Genomic DNA, 14964 nt, shown 5'->3' with positions numbered 1-14964 from the left:
ACCTTTATCGGTCCCGCACCACCCAGCCCCGCTCGTACGCATGCCAGCCCAGCTGCAGCCAGGTCGTCACCCCGGTCAGCTCCATCAGCCGCTTCACCCGGCGCTGCACGGTCCGCAGGCCCAGGTCGAGCTGCTTCGCGACGCTCGCGTCGGTCAGCCCGGCGAGCAGCAGCGACAGGACTTCCAGATCGGTGCCGTCGGGACCGTCCGGGTCCTGCACGGTGACGCCGGACCTGCCCATCCGCAGCGGCAGCGCGTCCCGCCACACCGACTCGAACAGTCCGGACAGCAGCTCCAGCAGCCCGCTGGCGTGCACCACCAGCGCGGCCGGTTCCGCGGTCGGCGAGGTGAGCGGCACCAGCGCGAGCGCCCGGTCGGCGACCACCAGCTTCGTCGGCACCTGGTCCACCACCCGCACCTGCTCGTCCCGGCCGAGCGCCGCGCCCAACTCGGTGAGTCCGTGCGGCTGGTCGAGTACCGAGCGCTCGACCACGACCCGGTAGCGCACTCCCCGGCCGGCCGCCTGCTCCTCGGCGTGGTTCTCCATCCCGGTCACGGCCACCGGGTTGCCGGTGACCAGCGCGCACACCTCGTCACTAGCGCCGAGCTGCAACTGCAGGAACCGCTGCGTGACCGCGGCCGCGCCGATCACCACCTCGACCAGGTCGTGCACGGCCGGCTCGGCCGCCGCCGCCCGGTACTCCTCGGCGAGCAGGGCAGCGGCCAGTTCCGCCTTCTCCAGTTCGTGCCGCTGCTGGGCGAGCAGCGCCCCGAGCGCCACCCCCGGCGGGGCCGCCACCCAGCGTCCGGGCCGCCCGGAGGACTGGGCCGCCAGCCCGTGCCGCTCCAGCCGGCGCAGCGCCCGCTCGGTGTCGTACTCGCCGAGCGTCAGCCGCCGGGCGAGATCGGGTACGTCGGCAGCGCCCACGGCCACCAGTGCCCGGTACGCCCCCTCGTGTGTCTCGTCCAGCCCTATCGCCGCCAGCATCAGCCGTCGTCCCTCCCCGGAAACCAGACCCCGCGGTGCGGTCCGTGGCGGAAACCGGCCACGGCGCAAAACCGCCTGGGCACATCATCGCCGTACCTCCCGCAACTCTGCCAAGGTGGGGCCACCGGCGCAGACGGGGGGCCGGGTCTCCCGACGTCGCCGGGCGGCTCTCCTGTGGGGGGTGGAGCCGCCTGGCGACCTCTCCCGCGTGTCCGTTCGACAGTTCACCCGACACGTGGTTCGGTGCGGAGTGTCGCGCCGCATTTTCCGGATGCCCCGTTTTCATGCGGCCCGTGCGGTGGACAATTGGGGGCATGAGCCAGCAGGGGGGAAGGCCCACCGGTCACTCCGACGACTGGTGGGGGCAGCTGTACGACGACTCCACCGAGGACACGGGCCCCACACGCACACCGGACTCGCTGGACGACCGCTTCGCCTCCGCGGCCGGAGCAGTGGGCGACACCGACGGCAACCGCACCCACCATCCGGACACCCGCGTCCCGGAACCGAGGGACGGCTCGGGCGTACGCCGGCGTGCCCCCTGGGAGCCGCCGACCGCCGCACCGCCGGGTCCGGACACCTTCCCGTCCGCGCCCCAGGGCCCCACCGCCTCGGCGACCGGGGGCGGTACCTCGGCAGACACCCCGTCCACGACCACCGCCGCACCCCCACCCCGCGAACTCTCCGACACGCCCCCGCAGCAGCCCGCCCCCGCCAGGCACGTCGCCCCGACCCTGCATCACGTCGGCTCCGGCCCACCCACCTACGAGGCCGAGCCCACTGCCCTCCCTCCCGCCGATCCCGACGACCTCGGCGATCTGGTGGCCGACACCGTGCTGGACGGCGCCCGGTACGGGGCCTGCACCCTGCGCGCGGCCTCGGTGCGTGGGGACTCCGCGCGGTACCGGGGCGAACCGCGTCGCGACTCGCTGCTCACCGCCCGCTTCGGCAGCGGCGACGAGGCGCTGGTGCTGGTGGCGATGGCGACCGGCGCGCGGGCCACGGCCGGGGCACACCGCGCGGCCGCCGAGCTGTGCCGGTGGATCGGCCGGGCGGTCGGCCGCAGCCATCCGCGGCTCACCGAGGACATCCGGGCCGGCCGGCGCGGCGACCTGAAGTCCGGACTGCACCGTCTGACCGACCGCAGCCTCGGCAGACTCCGCGCCGGCGCCGCCGAACAGGGCCTGAAGCCCGACGAGTACGCCGCCACCCTGCGCTGTCTGCTCCTGCCCGCCGACCCCGAGTGCCGTACCCGCGTCTTCTTCGGCGTCGGCGCGGGCGGACTGTTCCGGCTGCGTGACGGTGCCTGGCAGGACATAGAACCCCAGGTCACCGAGGTGACCGGCGAGCCCGTGGTGGGTTTCGGATCGCTGCCGTCCGAGACACCGGAGGGCGACCGGCTCACCATGGACCTCGGCATCCCGACACCGCCGACCCCGTACGACCCGCCCCCCGAGCCACCCCGTGAACCCTTCCGCTTCCGCGCCTCCGTCGCCCGGCCGGGCGACACGCTCCTGATGTGCACCGGCGGCCTCGCCGACCCGCTGCGCGGCGAGCCGGAGCTGCCCGCCCATCTCACTCAGCGGTGGTCCCACCCGGAGCCGCCGGGCCTCGCCGCCTTCCTCGCCGACACCCAGGTGAGAGTCAAGGGCTACGCCGACGACCGTACGGCGGCGGCCGTCTGGGAGGCGCTCTAGGGCCTGTCCGGCGGCGCCACGGCGTACGAAATCGGCCAGTCTCCCCGAACACCTGGTCGTTGACGACTCCGCATGACTGGCCCGTTGCCGACGGGGCATGGATCTCCGTGAACGTGTTCGAGCAGGAGGGGAACCGACATCGGCACGCGGGCGGGGGACATGGAGAGGCAGGCACGACGGGGCGCCGCCAAGGGGCGGGCGCAGACGCCCCAACTGAGGCGCAGACTCGGCCGGGCGGACCTGCGGGCGGTCCCACAGGCCCGCAGGGAACTACGTGAACTGTTACGACACTGGGGAGGGCCCGGCCGGTCCGAGACGGCGGAGCTGCTCACCAGCGAGCTCGTCACCAACGCGATCGTCCACACCGACCACGACGCGGTCCTGACGGCCACCGTCGGACCCGGTGGACTGCGAGTGGAGGTACGGGACTTCATGGCCTGCCGGCCCCGGCTGTGCGCACCGAAGGCCGACGAGGCGACGCACGGAAGGGGCCTGGTGCTGGTGCAGTCCCTCGCGGACGCGTGGGGCGTACGGCCGCACGCGGTGGGCAAGTCGGTGTGGTTCGAGCTCGACGCGGACGCCGCATGACGAACGGGACGGGGGCGCGGCCACGTCGGTGTGCCGCGCCCCCGTTCCTGCGCTCCTAGGTGCGGCGTTCTAGCCGAACTGCTGCTCGAGGTCCTTGAGCTTGCGCTCCAGGGAGTCCAGGCGTGGCAGGGCCATGGTGTCGTCCTCCGCGGTGAGGTCCACGGTGACTGTCTCAGAACCGCTGCGCACGGGCTGGAGCGAGGGCCGTGCGCGGACGGGCAGTTGCTCCGGCGCCGATATGGCAGGCTCCGCGGAGAGCCGCTCGGCGCCCTGCTCCACGGCGGGCAGTTCCACCTGCCGGCCACCGCCGCGGCCGACGAAACCCCGGCCGTGGCCCCGGCTGATCGCCTTGAGGTGGGCCCGCTCCAGCCGCTGCTGCTCGCGCCGCCGCAGCCGGGCCTCCTCCTTCTGCCGCCTGTCCTCGCGCACCTCGTCGACCGCCTCGTCGAGGGTGCGCACGCCTTCCAGAAGCATCAGCGACCAGGCCTTGTACGTCTCGCGGGGCGCCCGCAGCCAGCGGACCACCCGGATCTGCGGCAGCGGACGCGGGACCAGTCCCTGTTCGCGCAGGGCGGCCCGGCGGGTCTGTTTCAACGCTCGGTCGAAGAGCACGGCGGCCGACAGGGACATGCCGGCGAAGAAGTGCGGGGCACCCGCGTGGCCGGCGCCCCGGGGCGCATGCACCCAGTTGAACCAGGCCGCGGCGCCCGCGAACGTCCATACGAGTATCCGGGAGCCGAGCGCCGCGTCACCGTGGCTGGCCTCGCGCACCGCGAGCACGGAGCAGAACATCGCCGCGCCGTCCAGGCCGAACGGCACCAGATACTCCCAGCCGCCGGTCAGGCCGAGGTTCTGCTGGCCGAAGCCGACGAGGCCGTGGAAGGACAGGGCCGCAGCGACCGCGGCGCAGCAGAACAGCAGCACATAGGAGGCCGTGCCGTAGATGGCCTCCTTGCGCCTGCGGCGCTCTTCGGCACGCTCCCACGAGTCGTCCGCGCTCGTGTCCTTCCCCGCGGCCGTTTTGCCGCGCCGGAGCACCGCCACCGCCGCCAGCATGCCCAGGAGCAGTACGGCGCCCGGAAGCAGCCAGTTCAGCGATATGTCGGTCAATCTCATCTGGGGGTCCCTTGCATTGGGATAGGGCGTAACGCCCGCCATGGTGGCCCAAACCCGCCGGTCCTCAGGGGGTTTCGGGGCAAGAGGCCGCCAACGAAGTGCAAGGGGATGCCTGCGGCGGCGTTCAGCTCGAACTGCCGCTTGAAAGATGGGAGTTGAGTTCGATTGAGGAGTTGTGGGCGCGGCCTCAACCCGCCACGGCCGCCACCAGTTTGACGACCCGTTCCGCGTCGCAGGTGCGCGGGCAGGTGGTGCACGTGTCCTCGGGGCGGAGGGTGTAGAACATGCAGCAGCTCGCCCGGTCCCGGGTGGGCAGCGACTCGCCGTTCGGCCCGGTCAGCTCGCGGAACGCCGCCGAACCGACGTACGGCTTGGTGGCACCCGGCAGCAGCAGCTCCAGCTCGCGCTTCGCCCGCTCCCGCTCGCCGAGGAGATCGGCGACGTACCAGAGCCCCTCCACGATCTCGTCGGTCGCCGTGGCCCACAGCGCGCGTCCGCGTCGCCGCATGCGCGGGCCGAAGGCGGCGAGGACCGGTTCGAAGTGCTCGGCGACCGCCGCCCGCAGCTCGGCCCGCAGCGCCTCCTCGTCGGCGACCACGGTGGCGCCGGGCAGGGCGGCGGCCGGGTCGCCGGGCAGACAGGCGAAGCCGTCCGGGCGGGCCGCCAGGCGGCCCATGGAGAGGCCGGGGACGGTCCGGTTGTACGAGACATGCGTCACGGGAAAGCGGGGGACGCGTCGGTGCAGGAACCATGGCACGGTGATCAGCAGGCAGGCCGGCCAGGCGTACCGGTGCAGGCCGAAACTTGCGACCACATCCGGGCGGGCCTGCTGTCCGTAGTCTCTCTGTACCTGTGCGTCGTCCCAGGCCAGGAAGGCGTCGAGGCCGGTCCCGCCTGTTGCGAGCGAGGCGGCGGTGATCCATCCGTCACCGCTCGGGAGGGGGTCACCGGTGTCCGGCTCCGTGATGGCGAGCCCGGGGAGGACCTCGGTCAGACGGGCGTACGCGTCCGCGACGGCCGAACGGGGCACAGGCATACGGGATCACCGATTCCCAGTGGGTTGAAGGTAAGCCTTACCTTACCGAACCCCAGTCCGGGTTTGAACCGGTGGCTTCTGCGCCTAAGGTGCTTGACGGACGAGTAACAAGCCGCCGTAATGACCCGAGTACCGAAGCAAGTACCGAAACGTCCGGAGGAGGACCCCGTGAAGCAGGGCACGCAGGGCTCCGCCGAGACGGGCGTTCCGGAGTTTCCGGCCCCGGCGGTGCGGATGCCGTCGCAGCCCGGGGCCGCGGACGTCGACCGGGAACGGGCCGACTCGGCCGGTGCGGTGCGCGGTGAACACACGCACAGTGAGCAGCCCATCCCACGGCCCGTGGTCCAGCGGGCCTCCGTGCGCGGGCAGATCCTCGATGCCCTGCGGACCGCGCTGGTGACGGCGGAGCTGCGGCCCGGCGAGGTGTACTCGGCGCCGGCGCTCGGCGAACGGTTCGGGGTGTCCGCGACACCCGTCCGCGAGGCGATGCAGCAGCTCGCCCTGGAGGGCGCCGTCGAGGTCGTGCCCAACCGCGGCTTCCGGGTGGTCCAGCGGGACGCCCGGGAACTGGCCGAACTGGCCGAGGTCCGGGGGCTGATCGAGGTCCCCGTCATCCTGCGGCTGGCGCGTACGGTTCCCGCGGAACGCTGGGCGGAGCTCAGGCCGTCGGCCGAGACAACGGTCCGCGCGGCGTCGTCCGGCTGCCGGGCGACGTACGCGGAGGCCGACCGGGCCTTTCACCGGGCCGTGCTGTCGCTCGCGGGGAACGAGCAGTTGGTGCGTATCGCCGACGACCTGCACCGCCGGACGCAGTGGCCGCTGGTGGGAGCCGCGACCTCCCCCGGCCGGTCGGACCTGGTCGCCGATGCGGCCGAGCACGCGGCCCTGCTGGACGCCCTGATCGCACGGGACCTGGACGCCGTACGGGCACTGGTGCGGGTGCACTTCGCCGGTACGCGGTGAGAGCGCGGCGGCACCGGACCGCGCGGCCCACCCACGTCCGGTGCCCCGTCTGATGCCTACGCCGTCGCCGCCGGCGGTGCCAACCGGGGCTCCAGCCACGTCGGTACGCCCCCGAGCAGCCGGAACAGCCGACGGGCCTCCTCCCGCAGCCGGGACGCCTCCGGCTCCGTCTCCGCGTCGGCCAGGGACACCAGCGCCGGCGCCGTACCGACCAGGTAGCCCAACTCCTCCCGGATCCGCAGGGACTCGGCGAAGCCGTTCCGGGCCTCGGCCAACTCCCCGTCCCGCAGGGCGAGTCCGGCAAGGTGCCGCCAGGTGAAGGAGAGCAGCAACGCGTCGGCATGCGCCGCCGCCCCCGCATGCGCCCGCCGGTACGCCGCCCGCGCGGCCTGCGGCGCGTGCGCCAGGTTCTCGGCGAGCAGCCCGCGCCGGAAGTCCAGCAGCGCCCGCCCCGTGGCCCCCGGAGGGATCAGCGCCGCCGCCCGCCCCAGCGCGGCCCGCGCCTCGTCGGCCCGGTCCCGCACCCCGTGCAGCGTTGCCGCGTAGGCAAGTTGCCCGCGTTCACAAGCGGCCGCCCCCCGCTCCTCGTCGGTGTGGGCCAGAGCCTCCGCCGTCCGCAGCGCGTCCTCGGCCTCCTCCCACCCCTGCTCGGTGTACAGGCACCGTTCGACCAGCAGCGCGGCCCGCTGGAGCGCTGCGGCCGCGGTGGTCGGCGGCAGCAGGGCCGCCGCGTCGGCCCAGCACGCCCGCGAGCGCAACCGCCACACCGCGGTCTGGAGGGGATCGTCGTCTGAGGTCGTTCCGGTACCAGACATGGCGGTATGCGCCACGTTGCCCTCCCCGAGCACGCCATTGAGCTGTTGAGTGGTGGCCGCATTTCAGCACCAATTCAGCTGCCCGGCCAAGGGGGCGGGTGAAGGAATTCACAAAGTAGTGGGGTTCCTCGGCCCCTCGGGTTTCAGCTCATCCGCAACGCCAGGAAGAAATCGAGCTTGTCCTCCAGGCGGGACAGGTCGCGGCTCGTCAACTGCTCGATTCGTCCGACCCGGTAGCGCAGTGTGTTGACGTGCAGGTGCAGGCGGGACGCGCAGCGCGTCCAGGAGCCGTCGCACTCCAGGAACGCCTCCAAGGTCGGGATCAGTTCGGCGCGGTGCCGGCGGTCGTAGTCACGCAGCGGGTCCAGGAGGCGGGCGGTGAAGGCGCGGCGTACGTCGTCGGGGACGAAGGGGAGCAGCAGGACGTGCGAGGCCAGCTCGTGGTGGCCGGCCGCGCAGACCCGGCCGGGGCGGGCCGCCGCCACCCGGCGGGCGTGCCGGGCCTCCTCCAGCGCCCCGCGCAGGCCTTCGGCCGAGTGGACCGCCGCGCTGACGCCGAGCGTGACCCGGCCGTCGTCGTCGAGGCCCGCCGACAGGGGGTCACGTACGGAGGCCAGGAGCGCGTCCGCCAGGACGCCGGTCTCGGAGCCGTCGTGCTCCGTCGACACCGCCGGGAGGGGGACGAGCGCGATCGCCTCGTCGCCCGTGTGCGCCACGGCTATGCGGTCGGACGGCTCGGGGCCGGTGGCGAGCGGGTCGACCAGGATCTCCTCCAGGAGGGACTGAGCCACCGGGCCCGCCTCGATCCCTTCACCGTCCCACTCGACCCGTGCGACGACCACCTGCCAGTGCGGGGCGGTGCCGAGGCCGGGCAGCAGGACCGGGGCGGCGACGCGCAGACGGGCGGCGATCTCGGCGGGTGCGGCGCCTGTCTGGACCAGTTCCAGCACCTCCTGGGCCAGCCGTCGCCGTACCGTGCGGGCTGCGTCCCGGCGGTCCCGTTCGACCGCGATCAGCTGGGTGACGCCGTGCAGCAGGTCGAGCCGCTCCTCCGCCCAGTCACCGGCGTCCGCCTCCACGGCGAGCAGCCAGTCGGAGAGCACCGTCTCGCGCACGTCCCGGGAGCCCTGCGGGGAGCGGCCGCTGCTGCGGATGGGGAAGAGGGAGTACGTCGTACTGCCGAGGATCATCCGGTGCGGGCCGCGGCGGCCGGTGCGGGCGGCCGCCAGGTGCTCGGCCGCCAGCTTCGCGCACGCCTCCGCGGACAGCCCGGGCCCCCCGGCCTTCGGGCCGGCGATCAGCCGACCCGTCGGCGACAGCACCCAGGCACGCAGGTCCAGGTCCGAGCCGAGCAGGTCCAGGACCACGTCCGGGCCACCACCCGCCGGGCCCGAGGTCATCATCCGCCGGTGCCGGTCCACCACGGCCGCCAGGTCTCCGGCACGCTCGCCGGAGACCTGCCGTACGACGTGCTCGGTGATCGTCGCGAAGGCCACCGACTCGTGCACGGCGAAGAGGGGGAGCCGGTGCCGGGCGCAGGCCTGGACGAGGTCCTCGGGCACATCACCCAGCTCGGCCTCACCGGCCGCGAGGGCGGCCACGCCGGCCTGCACCAGGATCCGTACGAAAGGCTCCGAGTCGGCGGCGCCCCGGCGCCAGGCCAGACCCGTCAGCACCAGCTCACCACCGGAGAGGTAACGGCTGGGGTCCCGCAGGTCGGTGGTCATCACGCCCCGCACGGTGCGGTCCAGCTCGTCCTCGCCGCCGAGCAGCTTGAGGCCCAGCGCGTCGGTGTCCAGCAGTGCGCGCAGCCGCATTCTCGTCGCCGCCGTTCTTTGTCTCGAAAACTACGATGGATCTTGACGGGTCCGCCGGTGAGAGGCCCGTTCGGTGGGCGGTCGAGCGGTGCTCGCCGTCTCCCGCGCTGTGTCCCTGGTCACGTGACTGTTCCTGCACGTTTCCACAGGAAAACCAGGAGGTTACTGATGACCTCCATTCATACGAATCTACAAGATGACCGCCCTGGCCAGCCAACTCCTTCATGGTTTCGGTGACTGACCCTGCCGGAGTACGGCGCTGTGTACTGACGTCGATCCGCGTTAAGAGCACATGAACGAGCCGGGCCCGCCGCACACGGATTGGCTCAATCTGTACGACTCACGAGACGAAGAAGAGAGCCGGTCATGGACTTCCTTCGCCCCGCCAGCTGGGAGGAGGCGCTCGCCGTGAAGGCCGAGCACCCCACCGCTGTGCCGATTGCGGGCGGCACCGATGTGATGGTCGAGATCAACTTCGACCACCGCCGGCCCGAGTACCTCATGGACCTCAACCGCATCGGCGACCTCTCCGAGTGGGAGGTCGGCGAGGACTCCGTGCGCCTGGGTGCCTCCGTCCCGTACTCCCAGATCATGGAGAGCCTGCGCGCCGAGCTGCCGGGCCTCGCCCTCGCCTCGCACACGGTCGCCTCCCCGCAGATCCGCAACCGCGGCGGCGTCGGCGGCAACCTCGGCACCGCCTCCCCGGCCGGCGACGCCCACCCCGCCCTCCTCGCGGCCGGCGCCGAGGTCGAGGTCGAGTCGGTGCGCGGCATCCGCCTGATCCCCATCGACGAGTTCTACCAGGGCGTCAAGCGGAACGCCCTGGCGCCCGACGAGCTGATCCGCGCCGTGCACATCAAGAAGGCCGACGGGCCGCAGCAGTTCTCGAAGGTGGGCACGCGCAACGCGATGGTCATCGCCGTGTGTGCCTTCGGGCTCGCGCTGCATCCGCAGACGCGGACCGTCCGTACGGGGATCGGCTCGGCCGCCCCGACGCCCATCCGGGCCACGGCCGCCGAGGAGTTCCTGAACGCGGCGCTCGAAGAGGGCGGCTTCTGGGACAACGGAAAGATCATCACCCCGTCGGTCGCCAAGCAGTTCGCGGACCTGTGTTCCGCCGCCTGCAACCCGATCGACGACGTCCGGGGCACCGCGAGCTACCGCCGGCACGCGGTGGGCGTGATGGCCCGCCGGACGCTCACCTGGACCTGGGAGTCGTACCGCGGCACCGCCGCACGCACGGAGGGAGTCGCGTGATGCGCGTCAGTTTCACGGTCAACGGCCGCCCGCAGGAAGCCGACGACGTGTGGGAGGGCGAGTCCCTGCTGTACGTGCTGCGCGAGCGGCTCGGACTGCCGGGTTCGAAGAACGCCTGCGAGCAGGGTGAGTGCGGGTCGTGCACGGTCCGGCTGGACGGCGTGCCGGTGTGTTCGTGTCTGGTCGCCGCCGGTCAGGTGGAGGGCCGGGAGGTCGTCACCGTCGAGGGGCTCGCGGAGTATGCCCGGCAGCGGACCTGTGGTTCCGAAGAATGTGACACTTCTGCGGAATGTGGCACATCTTTGGATGAGGCCAAGGGGTGGCAGGCCAAGCCCAGCGACTCCCAGACCGGCGAGGGCACCCAACTCTCCCCGGTCCAGCAGGCGTTCATCGACGCCGGCGCCGTCCAGTGCGGCTTCTGCACCCCGGGCCTGCTGGTCGCCGCCGACGAGATGCTGGAGCGCAACCCGAACCCGACCGACGCGGACATCCGCGAGGCGCTCTCGGGCAACCTGTGCCGCTGCACCGGCTACGAGAAGATCATGGACGCGGTCCGCCTGGCGGCCGCCCGGCAGGGAGAGGCGGTCTGACGATGCCCACCAACGGCGCACCCACAAAGATCACCCAGGGCTCCCGGACCAAGGGCGGCATCGGCGAGTCCACGCTCCGCCCGGACGGCACCCTCAAGGTCACCGGCGAGTTCGCGTACTCGTCCGACATGTGGCACGAGGACATGCTCTGGGGCCAGATCCTGCGCTCCACCGTCGCCCACGCCGAGATCGTCTCCATCGACACGAGCGAGGCCCTCGCGACGCCGGGCGTCTACGCCGTCATGACGTACGACGACCTGCCGACCGAGGTGAAGAACTACGGCCTGGAGATCCAGGACACCCCGGTGCTCGCCCACGGCAAAGTACGCCACCACGGCGAGCCCGTCGCGATCGTCGCCGCCGACCACCCGGAGACCGCCCGCCGCGCCGCCGCGAAGATCAGGGTGGAGTACAAGGAGCTTCCGGTCGTCACCGACGAGGCGTCCGCGCTCGCGCCGGACGCGATCCTCGTCCACGAGAACCGCGACGACCACCACATCGGCCACGTCCCGCACCCGAACATCGTGCACCGCCAGCCGATCGTCCGAGGGGACGTCCGGGCGGCCCGGGAGCGCGCCGACGTCATCGTCGAGGGCGAGTACACCTTCGGCATGCAGGACCAGGCCTTCCTCGGCCCCGAGTCCGGCCTCGCGGTCCCCGACGAGGACGGCGGCGTCCACCTCTACATCGCCACCCAGTGGCTGCACTCCGACCTGCGCCAGATCGCGCCCGTGCTCGGCCTGCCCGAGAGCAAGGTGCGTATGACGCTGGCTGGCGTCGGCGGTGCTTTCGGCGGACGCGAGGACCTGTCGATGCAGATCCACGCCTGTCTGCTCGCGCTGCGCACCGGCAAGCCCGTCAAGATCGTCTACAACCGCTTCGAGTCCTTCTTCGGACACGTCCACCGCCACCCGGCGAAGCTCCACTACGAGCACGGGGCGACGAAGGACGGCAAGCTCACCCATGTGAAGTGCCGCATCGTGCTCGACGGCGGTGCGTACGCCTCCGCCTCCCCGGCGGTCGTCGGCAACGCCGCCTCCCTCGGCATCGGGCCGTACGTCGTCGACGACGTCGAGATCGAGGCCCTCGCCCTCTACACCAACAACCCGCCGTGCGGGGCGATGCGCGGCTTCGGCGCGGTCCAGGCGTGCTTCGCCTACGAGGCGCAGATGGACAAGGTGGCCAAGCAACTCGGCCTGGACCCGGTGGAGTTCCGGCAGCTGAACGCCATGGAACAGGGCACCATCATGCCGACCGGGCAGCCCGTCGACTCCCCGGCGCCGGTCGCCGAACTCCTGCGCCGCGTCAAGGCGATGCCGATGCCGCCGGAGCGCGAGTGGGAGAGCTCCGAGGGCGTGGACGTACGGCAGCTGCCCGGCGGTCTGTCCAACACCACGCACGGTGAAGGCGTCGTACGCGGTGTCGGCTACGCGGTCGGCATCAAGAACGTCGGCTTCTCCGAGGGCTTCGACGACTACTCCACCGCCAGGGTGCGCATGGAGGTGGTGGGTGGAGAGCCCGTCGCCACCGTGCACACGGCGATGGCGGAGGTCGGCCAGGGCGGCGTCACCGTCCACGCGCAGATCGCCCGCACCGAGCTGGGCGTCACCCAGGTGACCATCCACCCGGCGGACACGCAGGTGGGCAGCGCCGGTTCGACGTCGGCCTCGCGGCAGACGTACGTCACGGGTGGCGCGGTGAAGAACGCCTGCGAGCTCGTCCGCGAGCAGGTCCTGGACATCGGCCGCCGCAAGTTCGGTCCGTACCACCCGGCCTGGGCGACGGCGGAGCTGTTGCTCGAGGGCGGCAAGGTCGTCACCGACGGCGGCGAGGTACTGGCCGACCTGGTGGACGTCCTCGAGGACGAGGCCGTGGAGGTCGAGGAGGAGTGGCGGCACCGTCCGACCGAGGCCTTCGACCTGCGCACCGGCCAGGGCAACGGCCACGTCCAGTACTCCTTCGCCGCGCACCGCGCCGTCGTCGAGGTCGACACCGAGCTCGGCCTGGTCAAGGTGATCGAGCTGGCCTGCGCCCAGGATGTCGGCAAGGCACTCAACCCGCTGTCCGTCATCGGCCAGATCCAGGGCGGTACGACCCAGGGCCTGGGCGTGGCGGTGATGGAGGAGATCATCGTCGACCCGAAGACGGCCAAGGTCAGGAACCCCTCCTTCACGGACTACCTGATCCCCACCATCCTCGACACCCCGACCATCCCGGTCGACGTCCTCGAACTCGCCGACACCCACGCCCCGTACGGCCTGCGCGGCATCGGCGAGGCCCCCACCTTGTCGTCAACTCCGGCCGTACTTGCGGCGATCCGCAATGCGACCGGCCTGGAGCTGAACAGGACGCCGGTACGCCCCGAACACCTGACGGGAACCGCGTAACGTCCGCCGCCGCTGCGGGCAGTCGTGCCTCCCCCAGTGCCTCAAGGGCCTGGGGGGACCCCCACGGGCGGCACGGGTGGGCGCAGCGGCACCCCGACGCCGGGCAACAGCTCAACCACGGCCACCCCGGCGCCGGTCAGCAAGTCCAGTACCACGTTCGTCTCGGGCCGTCCCCCGGGTCGTGCACATCCCAACCCCCTATGAACCTTGGGAGACGGCACCATGACCCAGCAGTCAGTGCAGCCCAGGACCACAGCCGAAGACGCGGGCAACGGCACCCGCATCCCGGCCGGCAGGTCCTGGCTGGACCGGTACTTTCACATATCCCACCGAGGATCCACGCTCGCGCGCGAAGTCCGCGGCGGCATCACCACCTTCATGGCGATGGCGTACATCCTCCTCCTCAACCCCCTGATCCTGTCCGGCAAGGACGCAGCCGGGGACACGCTGGCCCAGAAAGCCCTGATCACCGCGACCGCGTTCGCGGCGGCCCTCACCACACTGCTGATGGGCCTCTTCGGCAAGGTCCCCCTCGCACTCGCCGCCGGCCTCTCCGTCTCCGGAGTCCTCGCCTCCCAGGTCGCCCCCCAGATGACCTGGCCGCAGGCGATGGGCATGTGCGTGATGTACGGCGTGGTCATCATGCTGCTGGTCGTCACCGGCCTACGCGAGATGATCATGAATGCGATCCCGCTGCCGCTGAAGCACGCGATCACGATGGGCATCGGCCTGTTCGTCGCCCTGATCGGCTTCTACAAGGCCGGCTTCGTGCACCAGGGCGAGGCGACCCCGGTCACCCTCGGCCCGGCCGGTGAACTCGCCGGCTGGCCGGTCCTGCTCTTCGCCGTGACCCTGCTCGCGATCTTCATGCTCCAGGCGCGCGGCATCCCGGGCGCGATCCTGATCGGCATCGTCGGCGGCACCCTGCTCGCGGTGCTCCTCAACGCGCTGGACGTCATCGATCCCGGGCAGTGGGCGAGCGGTGCCCCCGAACTGCACGGCAGCGCGGTCTCGATGCCGGACTTCTCGATCTTCGGCAACGTCGAGTTCGGCGGCTGGGGCGAGGTCGGCGCGATGACCGTCGGCATGATCGTGTTCACGCTCGTGCTGGCCGGTTTCTTCGACGCGATGGCGACGATCATCGGCGTCGGCACCGAGGCCAGGCTGGCGGACGCGCAGGGCCGGATGCCGGGTCTGTCGAAGGCGCTGTTCATCGACGGCGCGGGCGGCGCGATCGGCGGCGTCTCGGGCGCCTCGGGGCAGACGGTGTTCGTGGAGTCGGCGACCGGTGTCGGCGAGGGCGCCCGTACGGGCCTGTCGTCCGTGGTCACCGGTCTGTTCTTCGCGGCCTGCCTGTTCTTCACCCCGCTGACGGCGATCGTGCCGGGCGAGGTCGCGGCCGCCGCGCTGGTGGTGATCGGCGCCATGATGATGATGAACGCCCGGCATGTGGACTGGTCCGACCGCGCCACCGCGATCCCGGTCTTCCTGACCGTCGTGATCATGCCGTTCACGTACTCGATCACCGCGGGCGTCGCCGCCGGTGTCATCTCGTACGTCGCCATCAAGGTCGCCCAGGGCAAGGCACGCGAGATCGGCGCCTTCATGTGGGCGCTGACCGTGATCTTCGTCGTCTACTTCGCCCTCAACCCGATCGAGAGCTGGCTGGGCGTCCACTAGCCGCTCATCCAAGCGCCCTTCACACAACCG

At 71.9% G+C, this 14964-nt stretch carries 12 protein-coding genes; 7 read left to right on the top strand and 5 right to left on the bottom strand.

Features of this window, described 5'->3' with window-relative positions; genetic code table 11:
* Positions 1-4 precede the first annotated feature (4 nt).
* Complete coding sequence (locus tag ACFVJQ_RS40340) at positions 5-988, bottom strand: helix-turn-helix domain-containing protein (RefSeq protein ID WP_385790821.1); 984 nt, start codon at positions 986-988, stop codon at positions 5-7.
* Positions 989-1302: 314 nt separating this feature from the next.
* On the opposite strand from ACFVJQ_RS40340, the gene ACFVJQ_RS40335 reads away from it, so the two are divergent.
* Both ACFVJQ_RS40335 and ACFVJQ_RS40330 read left to right on the top strand, forming a co-directional pair.
* Positions 1303-2685, top strand: coding sequence for a protein phosphatase 2C domain-containing protein (locus tag ACFVJQ_RS40335; protein ID WP_385790819.1), 1383 nt, complete (start codon positions 1303-1305; stop codon positions 2683-2685).
* A gap of 159 nt (positions 2686-2844) precedes the next feature.
* Positions 2845-3273 carry an ATP-binding protein gene (locus ACFVJQ_RS40330; RefSeq protein WP_385790817.1) on the top strand — a complete coding sequence of 143 codons (429 nt, stop codon included), beginning with the start codon at positions 2845-2847 and terminating at the stop codon, positions 3271-3273.
* Between the two features lie 69 nt (positions 3274-3342).
* Here the strand turns inward: ACFVJQ_RS40330 and ACFVJQ_RS40325 are convergent, their stop codons facing one another.
* Positions 3343-4389: a DUF2637 domain-containing protein gene (locus ACFVJQ_RS40325; protein ID WP_385509745.1), complete on the bottom strand. Its 1047-nt coding sequence runs from the start codon at positions 4387-4389 to the stop codon at positions 3343-3345.
* Positions 4390-4576: 187 nt separating this feature from the next.
* A complete protein-coding gene (locus ACFVJQ_RS40320; protein WP_385790815.1) occupies positions 4577-5425 on the bottom strand; it encodes a (2Fe-2S)-binding protein in 849 nt (282 codons plus the stop codon).
* A gap of 168 nt (positions 5426-5593) precedes the next feature.
* On the opposite strand from ACFVJQ_RS40320, the gene ACFVJQ_RS40315 reads away from it, so the two are divergent.
* Positions 5594-6388, top strand: a complete 795-nt coding sequence (locus tag ACFVJQ_RS40315) for a GntR family transcriptional regulator (RefSeq protein ID WP_385790813.1) — start codon at positions 5594-5596, stop codon at positions 6386-6388.
* Between the two features lie 56 nt (positions 6389-6444).
* Here the strand turns inward: ACFVJQ_RS40315 and ACFVJQ_RS40310 are convergent, their stop codons facing one another.
* Positions 6445-7218, bottom strand: coding sequence for a hypothetical protein (locus ACFVJQ_RS40310; RefSeq protein ID WP_385509748.1), 774 nt, complete (start codon positions 7216-7218; stop codon positions 6445-6447).
* Between the two features lie 128 nt (positions 7219-7346).
* Positions 7347-9020, bottom strand: a complete 1674-nt coding sequence (locus tag ACFVJQ_RS40305; protein WP_385509749.1) for a PucR family transcriptional regulator — start codon at positions 9018-9020, stop codon at positions 7347-7349.
* A 366-nt stretch (positions 9021-9386) separates the two neighbouring features.
* Between ACFVJQ_RS40305 and ACFVJQ_RS40300 the strand changes: the two genes are divergently transcribed.
* From ACFVJQ_RS40300 to ACFVJQ_RS40285, 4 genes are all read left to right on the top strand, one after another.
* Positions 9387-10277: an FAD binding domain-containing protein gene (locus ACFVJQ_RS40300; protein WP_385790810.1), complete on the top strand. Its 891-nt coding sequence runs from the start codon at positions 9387-9389 to the stop codon at positions 10275-10277.
* Complete coding sequence (locus ACFVJQ_RS40295) at positions 10277-10867, top strand: (2Fe-2S)-binding protein (RefSeq protein ID WP_385790808.1); 591 nt, start codon at positions 10277-10279, stop codon at positions 10865-10867. Before ACFVJQ_RS40300 ends, ACFVJQ_RS40295 begins: the two co-directional genes overlap by 1 nt.
* Before the next feature lie 2 nt (positions 10868-10869).
* Positions 10870-13254 carry a xanthine dehydrogenase family protein molybdopterin-binding subunit gene (locus ACFVJQ_RS40290; protein WP_385509753.1) on the top strand — a complete coding sequence of 795 codons (2385 nt, stop codon included), beginning with the start codon at positions 10870-10872 and terminating at the stop codon, positions 13252-13254.
* A gap of 222 nt (positions 13255-13476) precedes the next feature.
* A complete protein-coding gene (locus tag ACFVJQ_RS40285; protein ID WP_385509754.1) occupies positions 13477-14934 on the top strand; it encodes an NCS2 family permease in 1458 nt (485 codons plus the stop codon).
* Positions 14935-14964: the final 30 nt, after the last annotated feature.

It is taken from the genome of Streptomyces sp. NPDC127197 (assembly GCF_042672405.1).
Classification (GTDB): Bacteria; Actinomycetota; Actinomycetes; order Streptomycetales; family Streptomycetaceae; genus Streptomyces; species Streptomyces flavusporus.
The sequence above is the reverse complement of the archived record's forward strand: the minus strand, read 5'-3'. Positions and strand labels throughout refer to the sequence as shown.